The organism is Aliikangiella sp. G2MR2-5, from assembly GCF_015687155.1.
Classification (GTDB): Bacteria; Pseudomonadota; Gammaproteobacteria; order Enterobacterales; family Kangiellaceae; genus Aliikangiella.
Window position 1 is genome coordinate 1,782,227 of sequence record NZ_JADPQF010000001.1, and the last position, 16,537, is coordinate 1,798,763.

14 protein-coding genes are annotated in these 16,537 nt (G+C 36.7%); 11 read left to right on the top strand and 3 right to left on the bottom strand.

The genetic code is table 11. The features are described from left to right. Window positions 1-15: 15 nt before the first annotated feature. Entirely contained in the window at window positions 16-1,752 is a 1,737-nt protein-coding gene (locus tag IYN84_RS07280; protein WP_196138481.1) for a tetratricopeptide repeat protein, read from the top strand. A 157-nt stretch (window positions 1,753-1,909) separates the two neighbouring features. Here the strand turns inward: IYN84_RS07280 and IYN84_RS07285 are convergent, their stop codons facing one another. Genes IYN84_RS07285 through IYN84_RS07295 form a run of 3 tightly spaced genes read right to left on the bottom strand, consistent with a single transcriptional unit; the run spans window position 1,910 to window position 5,569 of the window. Further along, window positions 1,910-3,466: a PfkB family carbohydrate kinase gene (locus IYN84_RS07285; protein WP_196138482.1), complete on the bottom strand. Its 1,557-nt coding sequence runs from the start codon at window positions 3,464-3,466 to the stop codon at window positions 1,910-1,912. Then, window positions 3,466-4,557 (bottom strand): DegT/DnrJ/EryC1/StrS aminotransferase family protein, encoded by a 1,092-nt coding sequence (locus tag IYN84_RS07290; protein WP_196138483.1) that lies wholly within the window; start codon window positions 4,555-4,557, stop codon window positions 3,466-3,468. Before IYN84_RS07290 ends, IYN84_RS07285 begins: the two co-directional genes overlap by 1 nt. A gap of 1 nt (window position 4,558) precedes the next feature. After that, window positions 4,559-5,569, bottom strand: coding sequence for an NAD(P)-dependent oxidoreductase (locus IYN84_RS07295; RefSeq protein WP_196138484.1), 1,011 nt, complete (start codon window positions 5,567-5,569; stop codon window positions 4,559-4,561). Window positions 5,570-5,706: 137 nt separating this feature from the next. Here IYN84_RS07295 and IYN84_RS07300 point away from each other — a divergent pair, with 137 nt between their 5' ends. The 10 genes from IYN84_RS07300 to coaE all read left to right on the top strand — a co-directional run bounded on the left by IYN84_RS07300 (window position 5,707) and on the right by coaE (window position 16,517). After that, window positions 5,707-7,518 (top strand): glycosyltransferase family 39 protein, encoded by a 1,812-nt coding sequence (locus IYN84_RS07300; protein ID WP_210330313.1) that lies wholly within the window; start codon window positions 5,707-5,709, stop codon window positions 7,516-7,518. Continuing rightward, the gene (locus IYN84_RS07305; RefSeq protein ID WP_196138486.1) at window positions 7,515-8,192 is read left to right on the top strand and encodes an HAD family phosphatase; all 678 of its coding nucleotides are present in this window, start codon (window positions 7,515-7,517) and stop codon (window positions 8,190-8,192) included. The genes IYN84_RS07300 and IYN84_RS07305 overlap by 4 nt, the downstream gene beginning before the upstream one ends. Then, on the top strand, window positions 8,189-8,932 hold the full coding sequence (locus IYN84_RS07310) for a glycosyltransferase family 2 protein (RefSeq protein WP_196138487.1): 744 nt from the start codon (window positions 8,189-8,191) through the stop codon (window positions 8,930-8,932). The genes IYN84_RS07305 and IYN84_RS07310 overlap by 4 nt, the downstream gene beginning before the upstream one ends. Before the next feature lie 59 nt (window positions 8,933-8,991). After that, window positions 8,992-9,987, top strand: coding sequence for a lysylphosphatidylglycerol synthase transmembrane domain-containing protein (locus tag IYN84_RS07315; RefSeq protein WP_196138488.1), 996 nt, complete (start codon window positions 8,992-8,994; stop codon window positions 9,985-9,987). Further along, the gene (locus IYN84_RS07320) at window positions 9,977-11,011 is read left to right on the top strand and encodes a sulfotransferase (RefSeq protein ID WP_196138489.1); all 1,035 of its coding nucleotides are present in this window, start codon (window positions 9,977-9,979) and stop codon (window positions 11,009-11,011) included. Before IYN84_RS07315 ends, IYN84_RS07320 begins: the two co-directional genes overlap by 11 nt. Next, the gene (locus tag IYN84_RS07325) at window positions 10,986-11,744 is read left to right on the top strand and encodes a WbqC family protein (protein ID WP_196138490.1); all 759 of its coding nucleotides are present in this window, start codon (window positions 10,986-10,988) and stop codon (window positions 11,742-11,744) included. The genes IYN84_RS07320 and IYN84_RS07325 overlap by 26 nt, the downstream gene beginning before the upstream one ends. A gap of 156 nt (window positions 11,745-11,900) precedes the next feature. Then, on the top strand, window positions 11,901-13,616 hold the full coding sequence (gene pilB, locus IYN84_RS07330; protein ID WP_196138491.1) for a type IV-A pilus assembly ATPase PilB: 1,716 nt from the start codon (window positions 11,901-11,903) through the stop codon (window positions 13,614-13,616). Window positions 13,617-13,646: 30 nt separating this feature from the next. Beyond that, window positions 13,647-14,921, top strand: a complete 1,275-nt coding sequence (locus IYN84_RS07335; RefSeq protein WP_196138492.1) for a type II secretion system F family protein — start codon at window positions 13,647-13,649, stop codon at window positions 14,919-14,921. Between the two features lie 58 nt (window positions 14,922-14,979). Continuing rightward, a complete protein-coding gene (locus IYN84_RS07340) occupies window positions 14,980-15,888 on the top strand; it encodes an A24 family peptidase (RefSeq protein ID WP_371734812.1) in 909 nt (302 codons plus the stop codon). Further along, entirely contained in the window at window positions 15,888-16,517 is a 630-nt protein-coding gene (gene coaE / locus IYN84_RS07345; RefSeq protein WP_196138493.1) for a dephospho-CoA kinase, read from the top strand. The genes IYN84_RS07340 and coaE overlap by 1 nt, the downstream gene beginning before the upstream one ends. The last annotated feature ends 20 nt before the right edge of the window (window positions 16,518-16,537 follow it).

A 16,537-nucleotide genomic window follows, 5' to 3' on the forward strand; every position in this document is an offset into this window, starting at 1 on the left:
TCTTAAAAGTCGAATATGGCCAAGATCAAAATCACCCCCGTAATAGCTATCAGCATTGCAGTAAGCTCAGTTTTCTTCTTCTTCTATCCCGCGATATTTTTCGATTTTGTTTGGGACGATGTGACTTATTTTAACATTACTTCAACACATCTTAACCCTGACTACAATTTAGACGCGCTAACAAAACCCTTTTTGGTATCTCATAATTACTATCGTCCGTTAGTCACTTTGTGGTTATATGCTGAGGCAGATCTAACTAATACTAGTACAATATCTATGCACCTAACCAACATAATTCTTCATTGCTTAAATGTTGCTCTTGTTGGCTATCTAATAAAGTTGTTATATCTTCATATTAACAAAAAAATTAATTCACATACTATTTTGATTGGCTGCATTTTTTTTGGCTTACATCCAGCTACAATTGAGGTAGCTGCGTGGATATCTGGCCGTTTTGACTTAGTTTTAACAACATTCTTACTAATTGCGCTAGTTTTGGATTTGAAAATAATTAACAAAGTAGCTAGAGCTATATCTGTTGGTGTTTGCTTTTTACTAGCAGCCCTTTGTAAAGAAATGGCGTTAGGTTTTGCTCTGGCGCTACCAATTTGGCACTTAATTGTTTACGCTCCACAGCTCGAAATAAAAAACATAAAAAGATTTCTTCATTCCAAACAATTTGCTGTCTATTCAGCGATTTTCATATCGGGGTTAGTATACCTTTCTATCAGACAATTTGCGCTAGGTTATATTTACCTTCCGAGTTCAAATACAGCGAACCATGACTTAATAAACAGTATTATGCTAAGCGCCAAATCATTGGGGTTGTATTTACAAATTCTCATAATACCTTTTACCAATTTGAGTCCTATTCATGCAGAATCCCTTCCAATATCAAATGAAGATCCGCTAGCAATATTTGTAATAGCGTTACTAGTTTTAGTTCTAATTTTAAGCTTTTTCTTCAAAAATGTTAAAAGCCTAGGGCTATTGCTTTCTCTATTTATTCTCTCTTTATTCCCGGTATTACACTTCATTAGTATGACGATAGGCGAAAATATCGTCCAAGGAAGATTCTTAGTATTTCCTCTTGCCTGGATAATATTAGCAACTATATTTTTACTTGCTAAAAATGATGAGACCTTGCTTAAAAGCATCAAACGACCAATAAATGCAATGGTATTGCTCATACTTCTAGTTAATATCTTAAACACCAAAGTCACTATTCCTCTCTGGACCAACAACCTCGCGTTATGGAGTTGGGCAGTGAGCGCAAAACCGAACTCCTCGGAAGCAAATGCAAATTTGGCAGCTTCATTGTCAAATTATAAAAAGTATGATGAAGCTCTCAAGTATATTGACAAAGCTTTGGACAAAAAGAAAATTGCTAAGTACCTAACGATAAAAGGCACAATTCTTGGAAATATGGGCAATAACAAAGAAGCTGAAATAACCTTAAAAGACTCTCTAAACTATTTAATGCATCCTAAAGACTACGCATTAACTCTTCAAAAAATAGCTACAGCTCAGTTACAGCAGAATAAAAAAGAAGACGTATTAAAATTGCTAGGAATGGCGAAAAAAATCACACCATACTCTCATTCACTTTACTTAAGGTACTACCAGTACTACATTCAAGAGAAAAACCAAGAGCTTGCCAAATCTAGTCTAGAAAAAGCAATCTCACTATCATATGGAGAACAGAAGTCCTATTACACACAACTCCTTACAGAACAGTTTTTATCGGAATGAGTATAAAAGGCTTAATAATTCTCCAGGTTCGTTTTCAAACTCTAGAAGCAAATTCCTGAATTAAATACTTATCTTTTGACAACGCTTATGGCTATTTATTCCATACTTTATAGCTAATAGGAAATACAGTTTTTCCAAAAAAGGATAACTAAATTATTTACTCTGCACAGCTATTTAATACTAGCTCCGATCTATTCTTCAGAAACTCTTCTAGCTGTATTAAACTTTCAGGAGAATTTGCCATTTTAGACAAATGCATTGCAGAAAGGCAACTTCCAAAATAAAACCCCATAGAAAAGGCATTTTCATTAACAAGATCAGCAAGGACAAAACCAGAGAGAAAAGCATCTCCAGCACCAACAGTGTCAATTACCATTGATGCTAAAGAAGGTAAGTACTCAGTTCTCAAAGGATGATCTTGTTCATTGTTCTCAAAATAAACAACTCCTTTTTCACCTAAAGTGATGGCTATTTGTTCACCATCTGTTTCATTGAAATAACGAGCTGCCAAATTGGATAACCCACTTTCAAAATCTCCGTAGGCAGCTCTAATTTCTGTCTCAGTGGGCATCACGCAGCGAGTATTTTTGACCTTGCGCAGATTTGAACTTGCTCTGCTGCTTACATCAAAATACAGCTTTTTTTTGTCTCCTATTGTGGATAACTCACTTAGCAGACACTGACTAAACAACCCATAACCAAAGTCCGTTCCAACAACAGCCTCAACACCTTCCGTCAAATCATTTAACTTATAGATAAATTCTTGTGATTCTGCAGGAGTTAGTGGCATAGGAGAACCATAATCGACCTTTAATAGTTTCTGATTTTGCGCTACATATCTTTTCTTTAAGTATATTTCGCGGCGACAGCAATGGAGAACTTCGACCTCTACCCCGCCAGCCTCCAAAATATCAACAGCCATACAAACATCTGGGCTATCTTTGTTTACTGCTGTTAAGAAGATAACTTTTGCACCTAGCTGAGCCAATTGCAAGGCTATTAGACCAGCCCCTCCAACATATCGTTCCTCTCTAACAGGCCTAACCGATAGCATTGGACTTTCACTAGCTAACCCCATATCTTCACAACTGATATAAAGATCCGAAATTAAGTCTCCAACAACAAGAATTCTAAAGTCAGAAAAATTTCGAATGACTTTAATCAACCTATCATAAGTCAGTTGATTTCTTTCACAAAAGTAGCTGATTTTTTGATGTTCCAAATCAAACTTTTGAGAAAAAGTATTAATAATTTTTGTCGAAGAATATACTACATCACCTGAACCGAATATAACACTTCCGCCATAACTTTCCACCAAAGCTCTTTCCTTGGAGAAACGCGGATCTTGATTGGTTTCGTACTCTTTCCCTTTCACATATATATCAGGTTTTAATTTATCCAAAACAGGACCAGCCCACTCGTTGTCATCTATTGCAACATAATCAACAAACTCTAGAACAGCAAGGTTTTCAGCTCTTAGTTTCTCGTTAATGTAGGGCCGCCCTACCCCTTTGAAAACACTGTTATCAGAGCTAATTGTTACAACGAGTATGTCACCGTGTTTTTTAGCAAACTGTAGATAGCGTATATGTCCTGGATGAACGATATCAAAACAACCATGACATTGGACAATAGACTTGCCCGCGCCTCTATCTGCTTTTAGTTTTTTTTCCAGCTCATTTACTACGAAAATTTTTTTGTTAATTTTTTGCATCACACTAGGCTCGCTATAGAATTTATCGAGTCTACTACAAACTCGACTTCGATATCGGTCAAGTCCTGAGAAATTGGGATTGAAATAATTTCGGAAACAACTTTTTCAGTTATTGGCAAACTAGTTTTGGAAAACTTACTATAAGGAGGCTGTTGATGAATCGCTATAGGATACTGTACTTTACAATCTATACCTTTATCATTCAATCGTCTTAATAATGCGTCTCTTTTCGGATGCCTTACCACAAATGAACTAAAGTTAAAGTCGACATATTTTTCAACTACAGGAAGCCGAATGCCTTTCAAATTTTCCAAGTAATATTGTCCTATTTTTTTGCGCCTCATTAACCAAGAATCAATATACTTCAATTTTTGCAATAACACCGCCGCCTGTAAAGTATCTAAACGGTAGTTACCGGATATATGAGCAACGTTGTCCCTATCTACTAGCCCATTATTTCTCAACTGTTTCAAAGTATCGATATACTCAACAGAACTAAGACTGACACCGCCTCCATCTCCATACCCACCAAAAACTTTTAACGGGTGAAATGAAAAACATCCGAAATCATCACTTCCCACATGTCTGTTTTTCGTTTTACTTCCGAACGCCTGAGCACAATCCTCGATAACAACAACATTATAGGCGTCAGCAATTGCATGAATAAGTTCTAAATTGCAAGGGTAGCCGTTGTAATGAACAGGAATAATTGCTTTAGTATTGGCTGTCACAGCTTTTTCAATTCTAGTAGGGTCTAACAACATGGAGTCTGGCTCTATATCAACAAATACAGGAGTTGCGCCGACCATTGCGATAGCTGCTGCAGTAGCGAAGTAGGAGTTAGAAACAGTTATTACCTCGTCGCCAAAACCTATATTATTCAATAATAAACACAGCCGTAATGCTTCGGTCCCAGATGATACTGAAACAAACTCAGCTGAATCGATGTAATTTGATAATGCTTTTTCAAGCTCTTCCACTTCTGTTCCGAGAATGAACATAGAACTGTCAATAACAGTTCCTATTGCATCTAAGACGGTATCTTTTATCTCACGGCTTTGTCGATCTAATGTAAAGAAAGGAATTTTCATACTAAATTTTCCAAGCTCCTAAATTCTCACACATATATTGAACATTTCTGTAAACCTTTGCAGTAGGATCAGGAATTCGTATTCGACTTTTCAATGCATCTTCGACAGAGGCTATCGCATCTTCTATAGTAAACTTTGGAAAAAAACCAAGCTCCCTTTGAGCCCTTTCAGAGGATAGATGATATGAACGGTTGTCATTGGATTCTTCTACCTCTAAAGATGCTTCTTGATCGGTTACCTTGACAGCTAGCTCGGCTAACTCTTTGACAGAAGAGTTTGAATGGGAAACATTATAAGCTTGTCCACTGACGTTAGGTGCATCAAGAAGAGAAACATAGAACTCAACTAAATCTTGAATATGTATATTAGGTCTCATTTGGCTCCCACCAAAAACTCTAACTTTTCCTTCGCAAACAGCCTGATAAGTAAAAATATTAACAGTTAGATCTAAACGCAATCTCGGAGAGAAACCACAAACTGTTGCAGCCCGTACTGAGACCCCTTCAAACTGGTCATCAATTAGATTATTAAGAATCACCTCTCCTCGAGCCTTATACTTAGCGTAAAGAGTAATAGGTTCTAACAACAATGTTTCATTTACATCTTTAGTGTCTTTAATCCCATAAACGCTTGCTGACGAGGCATATATAAATCTTTTAATACCATGCTTTTTAGCAGCATGCATTAAATTATTTGTCGCTTCCAGGTTCACAGAAGTTGTTAACTCCTCATCCAAGTCAGAACATGGATCATTGCTTATAGCAGCTAAATGTATAACCCTATCGAATTTTCCCGCCCTAAGAACTTGGTCTATCAAGCAATAGTTTCTAATATCACCTTCTACAATGCTAAAACGGCTATTACTATTGAGCTCACTCCCAAAGTTGTTACCAAAGAACATCGTATCTAAAACAGTAACATCGTGTCCTAGCGATATTAGCCTAGGGCACAATACTGAACCGATATACCCTGCTCCACCAGTTACCAAAATAGAATATTTGTTTTTACTCATTACGGGTACTCCGATTAATCGTAGATTGGTTTAGAATAAACAAATTTGTGTCCTTAAATGCATCTTTAATAGACAGCTCAATGCAATGTGGATAGTATAACCAAAATCTATATATTTTAGTCTCTAATATGAAGATAATGCTCAAAAATGATAGACTTTTCTCAATTAGCCACTCAATTTCCTCTAAAATTAGTGGCTATGCTTATTTGTTAGCTGGCGCAGTTTGTCTTGTAGCTTTTTATCAAGTAGGTAAGCAAAATCTCAATAACTTTCAACAAAGTCTATTCTTTTTTAACATTCCTGATATTTTTTACACATATTTTACTCACTATTGGATGATCTATGGCGGATTGGGAGCATTACTTTCGGCGAAAGGACTGTCAATACTAGGGTTAAACCCTTCCGCGCTAATGCAGCGTTATTATTTTAATGAAAAGACATTCATAGTATTAGCTTCCTTGTTGGCATTTCTCATTCCTTCCCTTGCAGGTCATTTTTTATTCAACAACGCCTATTTCACTGATGACGAATCAGCTTATGAATATAGTGCAAGGGCTCTGGCTCAAGGAAAGCTTTACTTCGACTCTCCGGAAAACAAGATATTTTTCGACCGAGCATTCATGATTAATGACGGTAAATTTTATTCACAATACTTCCTGGGTTGGCCATTCTTTTTTGCCATAGGAATCCTATTAGACCTTGAACACTTTGTAAATCCTACACTACTTGCATTATCGGTTTATCCGCTTTACAAAATATCGCTGCGTTATCTAGGAAAAAATTGGAGCATATTGGTTATATTTATTTTTCTTTCATCTCCTTCAATTATAACTATGGCAGCAACTAAATTGTCTCATACTAGTTGTACTTTTGCTCTTTTATGGTGCTCATACTATTTTTACAGACTACTTGATGCGCCGAACCTTAGTCGCTACCACTTTTTATTTGCCGCTTTTTTCGCTATAGCTTTTTTAATAAGACCATTATCTACTCTTGGATTGTTACTTCCTCTTTTATGTGTTTGGTTATCAATCGCGATAAAAGGTCGTTTAAAACTCCGTACTATTCTATCTTTTGGTGTAACCTCGCTGTTTTTTTCATCCATATTCTTCGCAATAAATTATTACCAGAATGGTTTAGTTACTAAAGTAGCATATCAACGCTCTATCGAGTACGACATAGAGAATGATTTCCGATTTTCTGGTCGTAACAAAAGTATAGCCCCGGATAAAGTTGCTAATTTAAGTTTCAAATCTCTTGACTCAGTATTAGAAACAGTTAGTTTAGCAACAATAAGACATAATTTTTCAATATCAGGCTGGCCAATATTTTTAATTTTTGCTCTACTATCTGTTCGACGAAAATTATTACTACCATGGCTGATGGTATTTAGCTATCTAATCTTTCACCTAGGTATTGATGACGCAGGTTTTGGTACTATTGCGCCGGTTCATTTCTTTGAGCAATCATGGGTATGGATTATTCTTGTAGTTAGTGGTCTACGGACAGCTAATATATCAATCAAATCACTCGCCAGGAATTCGAGTAAAATTTGTCAGGTAAACATAATCCCAAATCTGATTCTCTCATTGGTTGTACTATCGTATTTATTTTATGTTCCAATTCGACTGGGAACCACAATCAAGTTAGCGCAATCATCTAACTTTCCAATAATATCTGCGAATAAGCTAGTAAAAAAACCGGCAATCATATTTTCGCCTAGACCATTTGTTCATCCTTGCATATCTTTACCCTCGAGACTGTCAATGTTTAACCGTCCTGTAAGCCTCCCTTCTATAGAGACTGATGTTCTTTGGGTAAACTATGTTTCAGATAAGCTAAATAGTGAATTTCTTAGTAACTTTCCAAATCATAATGCTTATATTATGAGCTGGAAAGAAAAAAGTTGCCAACTAAACTTTGAAAAACTAGATAAAAATTTGAAATGAGATTAAGGTGCGTTATATTTGATCTAGATGGCGTAATCATTGAGTCATCTCAGCTTCATACAACTTCATTTCAAAGGGCATTTGAAATGCATGGATATTCATTCAGTCGTGAAGCCATCACGAAATTTGTCAGCAAAGGCCTTTCGCGAGAAGCCGTTATACGCTCTTTGATAACTGAGGAAGATAATGAACTTCTTGAAAGTATTGCGAAAAATAAAGGAATAGTTCTTAAACAGTTACTTAGAAACAGTTCCCAAAATAAAATAGAACAACTAGTTCATACTCATTCAGGAGCCAGAGAACTTTTATCATATATTCATCAAAACAATATTAAGATTGCGCTTGCAAGCTCGAGCATGATGGCTTGTGACATAGTTAAAAGACTTGGGCTTTTCCAATACTTTTCGTACATTAGCTTTCCATCAAGTGAAATTAAAGCAAAGCCAGATCCAGATGTATATTTAGAGGTACTTAAAAGGCTAGAGTTAAATAGGAGCGAATGTATTGCAATAGAGGACTCAACTACAGGAATAAAATCAGCATTAAGCGCTGGAATCGAGACATACGTTTTCAACTCCGATAAAAAAGCAAGAAATAAAATAGCCAGACATCTATTAATGTTTCAAGAATTAGATGAAATAAAAAATCAAATAGAGAGCTTAATCATCCCATGAATAAAGAGCATATATATATTCTGATCCCATGCTTAAACGAAGAGCGGAATATTGAGAGCACTGTAAAATCAGTAATGAATACCATGTTGACACTAGTAGACGAGCTTAATTTTACAATTATTCTTATTGATGATGGCTCAACGGATGGAACTTTATTAAAAATGGAACAGCTCAAAGAAGAAAATAGCTATTGTAAGGTAATTAAAAACCATAGGAATCTTGGTCTAGGAAGAACTGTCTTAAATACGATCAATGAACTTCCTGATGAAGCATGGGTAACAGTCACCCCTGGAGATAACGAATTCATTTTTGACTCTCTAAGAAACCACCTAAAAGTTAGAAACGAATATGATCTAATACTTGGTTATGTTGACAATGAGTTAATTAGACCACTTATTCGCAGATTAGCTTCTAGTATGTTTACGAAAACAATACAGTTTTTGTATGGTTTCCACTTTAGATATATTAACGGTTTTAAACTTTACAGAGCTCATGTTTTCAAAGATATAGAAATAATAAGTTCTGGTCATGCTTTCAATGCAGAGCTCATAGCCAAAGCAAAGCTTAGAAATCCATTTATCAGGATCGGTGAGTCTCCATTTTTAGCAAGAGGAAGAAACACAGGAAACTCAAAAGCCTTCTCGGTCAAATCAATTTTTAGAGCCATATCCGAGGTTTTTAGAGGCTACCGTTCTGTGAATCAATTTAGAAAGAAAGTAATAGAAAGCCAAGATTATTAGCTATATATTATCTAATTGCATATTCAGCAATATAATGAGCGTGACTCTAATAAGCCAAAATGAATAAACAAAGTACTGAATCATCCCATAAGAAAATAATCATCACAGGTCTATTGGTTTCATCCATATTCATTTTTCTTTTTTTAAAGGATACCAATTGGAAAACCATAATTGAAGAGATTACCAAGGCTAATATCTATATATTGTCAATCGCACTATTATCTAAATTTTTCGGTTTTATTTTTATGACGGAAAGAATAAGAACTATTCTTCGTCCAATTTATAAGTTTCAATTCTTAGACTCATTTACAGGTGTCGCCGTTGGCTTTACTGGAAACAATATTTTACCCTTTAGAATTGGGGAACTGTTAAAAACAAAGTTTTTCTCGCATAAATCTGGCGCAAGATTTAGTAAGTGTTTTCCTGTTCTAATATTTGAAAGATTGTTAGATGCAACCTGCCTTATGATTTTAGTATTCATTGCGGTCCCATATCTTGTAAATGCGAAATTTGACTTTATAGCCCTATCTCTTCTTTGCTCAGGCATTTCAGTTTTTTATATATGTCTAGTATTAGTAGCTAAGTCGCCGTCAAAAACAAAATCAATAGCAAATATAGTCATAAATAAATTTCCTGAAAAATTATCGTCCAGGCTAACCAGCACAATTCATTCTATTATAGATGCAATAAAAATGATCCATTCTCCAAGTAGACTGCTACTAGCATTGCTGCTTTCGCTCGGATACTGGTTAACTCAAATATTGTCTGTCTATATATGGCTGATCGCCTTCAACTTATCATTACCATGGTTTGCACCAATCGTTGTTCTTATTTTTGTTTCTCTTGGAAATTTTTTACCTTCAGCCCCCAGTAATATAGGCACATACCACTATTTTCTTGCTTTTGCTCTTAGTATGTTAGGTGTAAACAATGATACCGCCGTTTCAGTTGCTATAATTGGACATGCAATTTCAATATTTCCGTTTACAATTCTTTTTATTCCATTATGCTTACATTTTATATTATCTCACTATAAAAACATCGATGAAAAATAGGCTAGTACAACCAGATATGAGAGATTTTTTTGAAAAAATCTACCATGATAATGGATTGAGAATATCTAATAGACGTAGTCTTTTTAAAGATGTAAAGCAATATATTCTAAATAAATCACTAGTTCACAAAGAAAAGAAAATGTTAAATTCTTTCATAGGAAGAGCCCCTGATCTGATATTTATTGTTGGAGTTCCAAGATCGGGAAGCACGCTTCTCCATCAGCTTTTAGCTGAACATCTAGATATCGCCTATATATCAAATGCCTTGTCAAAATATTGGATGGCACCAAATTATGCAAAACAATTTCTTTTAGATAACCAATCGAAATCTAGCATTAGTGAATCTAGATTCTCCTCGAGTTATGGTAGAACTAGCGGTGAAAACTCTCCAAGTGAATTTGGATATTTTTGGCAATACTGGTTAAACCATAAAGACCATGATCAACTTTCAGAAAACGACTTAACCACAATTGATTGGCCAAACCTCTCAAAGACTCTAAATTATTTAGCCCATAATTTTGGTTCTCCTTTATTATTAAAAAATCTAAACTATATAAATTTTAAAATTTCCAGTATTTATGAAAAACTAGATGCAAAATTTATTCACATAACTCGTAATCCAGCAGATGTATGTAGCTCCATATACAATGCTCGTATTAGAGAGTATGGAAGTGATATTAATTGGTGGAGTATCCGTCCAAAATCGAAAAAAGAGTTATCAGAATTGTCTGCTTGGGAGCAGATATTTCATCAATATCTTATTTGTGAATATGAAATATATAGTCAACTTGAAAAACTTCCGCCAGAAAAGAAATTAACGTTGGATTATTCTCAAATTATTGAAGATCCCGAAGCTAGTTTAATTAGTATTTCTAAGAAATTTTCTATTAAATCTCAAATTCAATCAAACATTCTTAAAAAACAAATAGTCTCAAAGTCATCGAAAGGATGGATGAACAATAGTTTGGAACAGAAATTCGAACAACTTAGGCGAAAATATGAAAGTAGCTATCACACAACCTAATTTTTTACCATGGATAGGATATTTTGATTTACTTGATACCGTGGACTTATGGGTTTGTCTAGACGACGTGCAACTAACAAAGCGCTCTTTTGTCGTTAGAAACAGAGTAGTCGATAAGACGGGCAAGCCTAGCTGGCTATCCTTAAACGTGGCTAAGCAGTATCACCGCAAAAATATCAATGAAACCTTTATCCACGTAGACAGTAAGTGGAAAAACTCTATCGTTAACAAACTGTGCGCATACTATAGAAAAGCCCGATATTTCTCTCAATACTCAGATGGATTATTTAATCTACTCCCCGAAGGTGAATTTTTACTTTCAAAATATAACACCCAGATCATTAAATCTATTTGTCAAATATTAGGCATAAAAATCGAAGTTATTTATTCCTCTGAATTGAATTTGCCGCCTCACCATTCCCCTCAAGATAAAATTCTGTCTACAGCCAAACTAGTCGGGGCGAAATCCTACTATAACTTTAGAAATGGCGTACTCAGTGGACTTTATGCACCTTATCAGTTCAAAGAACAAGAAATTAAATTTTATATGCAGGACTATCAGCACCCCAAATATACACAATTTAAAGATTCTGCAAATTTCCACAGTTTTGCGTCAATTATAGATTTGCTTTTTCACGAAGGCCCAAGTTCTCTCGCTTTTCTTAAACAAGGTCGCAAATGGCTTGACATTAGTGACTGCACATCAATAGAAAGCCTACCAAGCTATATTTGATGTATGTTATGAACAATATCACATATCTAGTTGTTTTTTAAAATAAAAAGTGACAAATTGCAATTCGCATCTTATACTGAAATGATTGACGAAAAAGCTGATAATTGCCAGTTTTTGGCCTAAACTTTCATTTGCGTAAATTAATCCTTAAATAATATGGCTACTGCACAAACAAACGTTGTATTAAGCGGGCTTGCTCGCAGACTAATTTCTGATGGACTTCTGGAAGAAAATCTTGCAGTCGAAGCGGTTGTTGCAGCGCAAAAAACAAAAAAAAGTATAGTTCCATACCTTGTTGAAAATGCACTGGTTGACTCCGCATCAATAGCAAACGCTGCTTCCAATGAATTTGGAGTTCCATTGTTTGATTTCGATGCGATGGACGTAGAACAAATACCAGGCTCAGAAATCAGCGAAAAGCTAATCAGTAAACATCACGCGATTCCTTTATTTAAGCGAGGAAAGCGGCTTTATGTCGCGGTTTCAGATCCCACTAATTTAGTTGCTCTAGACGAGTTTAAGTTCCATTCCGGGCTTACAACTGAAGCTATATTAGTTGAAGAAGTAAAGCTAACTCGTGCAATAGAAAAGATAATTGAAGAAAAAGAAAGCGAAGAGTTAGGTGATTTTGATGATGCGGACCTAGAAAACCTGGATCTTGAGTCAGTTGATGATGACAAGCAGGAAGACGATGATGCATCAGGGGCTGATGATGCACCTATAGTAAGGTTCGTTAACAAAATTCTGCTAGATGCTATCAAGAAAGGAGCTTCAGATCTCCACTTTGAACCTTATGAGAAAAGATACCGTGTAAGATTCCGAGTTGATGGAATTTTGACAGAGGTTGCAGCCCCTCCGATTAATTTATCTACTAGAATTGCAGCTCGTTTAAAAGTAATGTCCAGGCTGGATATCTCTGAAAAGCGTCAACCCCAAGATGGGCGTATTAAACTGAAGCTTTCGAAGAATAAAGCAATAGACTTTCGTGTAAGTACTCTTCCTACACTTTTTGGCGAGAAAATCGTAATGCGTATTCTCGATCCCACCAGCGCGCAACTGGGAATTGATGTTCTTGGATATGAGCCGGAGCAAAAAGATCTATTTATGGAAGCAATCCATAAACCTCAGGGAATGGTTCTCGTTACAGGTCCGACTGGAAGCGGTAAAACCGTGTCACTCTATACAGCTGTCAATATTATAAATACACCTGAACGGAATATTTCAACAGCGGAAGACCCTGTAGAAATTAACCTGGAGGGCGTTAACCAGGTTAATGTCAATCCTAAAGCCGGCCTAACTTTTGCCTCGGCATTAAGGGCGTTTCTTCGCCAAGATCCAGATGTGGTTCTGGTTGGGGAAATTCGAGATCTGGAAACCGCAGAAATCGCAATAAAAGCAGCTCAAACAGGTCATTTAGTTTTATCTACACTGCATACTAATAGTGCACCAGAAACTCTAACTCGAATGGTTAATATGGGGGTAGCTCCATTTAACTTGGCTACCAGCGTCAATTTGGTGATAGCACAACGCCTAGCAAGAAGATTGTGCGAGAACTGTAAAACTGAAGTAGACTTACCCAAAGAAGTACTTAAGGATGCTGGATTTAAAGAAGAAGAAATAGGGAAATTTAAAATATTTGAACCAGTTGGTTGTGATAGTTGTACAAACGGTTATAAAGGAAGAGTCGGCGTCTATCAAGTAATGAAGATGTCGGAAGAGATGGGTAGAATAATCATGGAAGGCGGCAATGCTATTGATATTGGCGATCAGGCAGCGAAGGAAGGCGTAAATGACTTACACCGTTCGGCCCTTCAAAAAGTAATGCAAGGAGTAACTTCTTTAGAAGAAGTTAGCCGCGTTACACAACATTAAAGCTCTGGATAAGATTAATAGGACAGACTAATGGCTGTTAAAGCGATTAACAAGAATGCAAAAGCGGCGAAAAAAAGTACAAAAGCAGCTAAGGCCCCCAAACAAAATCAATATGGCTGGGAAGGCGCTGATAAAAAGGGTCAAAAAGTCAAGGGTGAAATGTACGCGGAGACACCTGCTCTTGTCAAAGCCCATCTAAGAAAACAAGGAATAAGCCCGATTAAGGTGCAGAAAAAAGCGGCACCGCTTTTTGGCGGAGGTAAAGGAAAGCCTGTAGAGCCTAAGGATATTGCAATGTTTTCGAGACAAATTGCGACGATGATGAAGGCAGGTGTTCCACTCGTCCAATCTTTTGATATCATAGGGAAAGGGAATGAAAAAGCTTCAGTTGAAAATTTACTGCTGAGCGTCAAAGCAGACATTGAAGCAGGTAATACAATGGCTGACTCTTTGAGAAAGCACCCTAAAGAATTTGATGATCTATTTTGTGACTTGGTTGAAGCAGGTGAACAATCTGGTGCTTTAGAAAATATGTTGGATCGAATAGCCACCTACAAAGAAAAAACTGAAGCGTTAAAATCAAAAATCAAAAAGGCTCTAACTTATCCTGTTGCTGTAGTAGTTGTTGCAGTAGTTGTTACAGCAATTCTTCTTGTCAAAGTGGTTCCCCAATTTAGAGATATTTTTCAGGGATTCGGAGCAGATTTACCAGCATTCACACTTTTTGTGATTGGCATATCGGACTTCATGGTAGCTAACTGGTTCTATATGCTAGCGACCACTGTCGTTGCAGTTGTAGCCTATTCAAGGCTTTTGCAAAACTCAAAAGATGCCAGAGATCGACAAGATAAAGTACTTCTAAAATTTCCTGTAATTGGAGAACTGCTTCATAAAGCAGCAGTAGCCAAATTTGCGCGTACTCTCTCCACAACATTTGCGGCAGGGGTACCTTTGGTAGAAGCTCTCGAATCTGCAGCTGGCGCGTCAGGTAATGCATTATATCGTGATGCAATATTGAAAATTAAGGACGAAGTAACTACTGGTATGCAAATGAATCTTGCCATGCAATCATCTGGCGTGTTCCCTAATATGGTAGTTCAGATGGTTGCTATAGGCGAAGAGTCTGGCTCAATCGATGCAATGCTTTCCAAAATCGCTGACATTTATGAACAGGAAGTAGATGATGCCGTCGATGGCTTAAGTGCCCTGTTAGAACCCTTAATAATGTCTGTCCTCGGTGTATTGGTTGGTGGCCTTATCATTGCGATGTATCTACCAATATTCCAAATGGGTCAAGTTGTCTAATGCTTCTTAAGGCCTTTCAATCTGGGAAGGCCGAATCTCTTAGTTAAGGTTTCATCTAGTGTTTGAAGATGTTTTTCTGTTCTTCCAAAATAATCACTCAGCATTAATTATTGCTGTTGCTATTTTTGGCCTCATGCTTGGTTCTTTCTTGAACGTTGTGATTTATCGATATCCGGTTATGCTCTACAGAGAGTGGGAAAGCATGGCAAAAGATGTTCTTAGTGAACGTGGTTTCACTATTTCGCCAGAGAAGTCTCCAATAGATAAAGATCCTGAAACTTATACAATTGTTACCCCTCGTTCATCTTGTCGCAATTGCGGACATAAAATTACAGCATTGGAGAATATTCCTGTATTAAGCTATTTAGCTTTAGGAGGAAAGTGCCGTGGTTGCAAAACGCCTATATCGATTCGATATCCAATGATAGAAGCCTTAACTGGTGCTATTTTTGGCTTATGCGCCTGGAAATTTGGATATGGATTGGAGCTATTAGTTTCGCTTATCATCTCAGCATACTTTGTCTCTATGAGTATGATCGATATTGATCACCAAATTCTCCCCGACAATATGACCCTTCCCCTTGTATGGCTGGCACTTATTGCGGGACTCGATGATCTTTTTATTCCTCTTGAGCAAGCAGTTATTGGAGCTATTTCTGGCTATTTAGCTCTTTGGACAGTCTATTGGCTTTTTAAATTGCTTACTGGAAAAGAAGGCATGGGTCACGGAGATTTTAAGTTACTCGCAGCCATAGGAGCTCTAGTCGGCTGGCAAAAATTAGGTTTAGTCATCATTCTCTCCGCTGGCGCAGGAGCATTGATTGGAGGAGGAATGATGATTTTACAGAACAAAAGCTCGCAGACGAAAATTCCTTTTGGCCCCTACCTGGCTATTGCGGGATGGATTACTCTTCTATGGGGAGACTATTTGCTTGATCAGTATCTGCAGTTTGCAGGTCTTAAGTAATGCTTCCCTTAAAAATAGGCCTAACCGGAGGAATAGCTTCCGGTAAGTCAAAAGTATGTTCACTTTTTTCCAGTTATGGCATTGATGTTATCGATGCTGATAAAATTGCGCGCGAGCTGTTTAGAGATGGCTCTCCCCTGCTACAAGATCTACGGGAAAAGTTTGGTGACGAAATATTCACTGAGCGAGGAGTACTCGATAGACGAAAGCTCAGAAATATTGTTTTTAGTGACAAAGATGCTCTTCAGTGGCTGAATAACTTTACTCACCCGAAAGTCGCACAAGAAATGCACAAGCAATTTGAATCAAGCAACAGTGCTTATGTCGTCTTCGATATTCCATTGTTAATAAATAAAGTAGGGAGAGTTCCTTCTCACCTTAAGCCTTTCATTGATCGAGTTCTCGTAATCGATATTGATGAATCAAGACAAATCGAGCGGTTAGTTGAACGAGACAAAATTTCTGTTGAACAGGCTAAGAAAGTTTTGTTAAATCAATCAACAACCAAGCAAAAACTGGCACTAGCTGATGATATAATTGATAATAACAGTGACATCTCTGCACTTTCTACTCAAGTAGAGAAACTCCATCAAAGATACCTGAATTTGGCTCAAACAATCAAAAATTGAGCTACAATTAACCTGATATT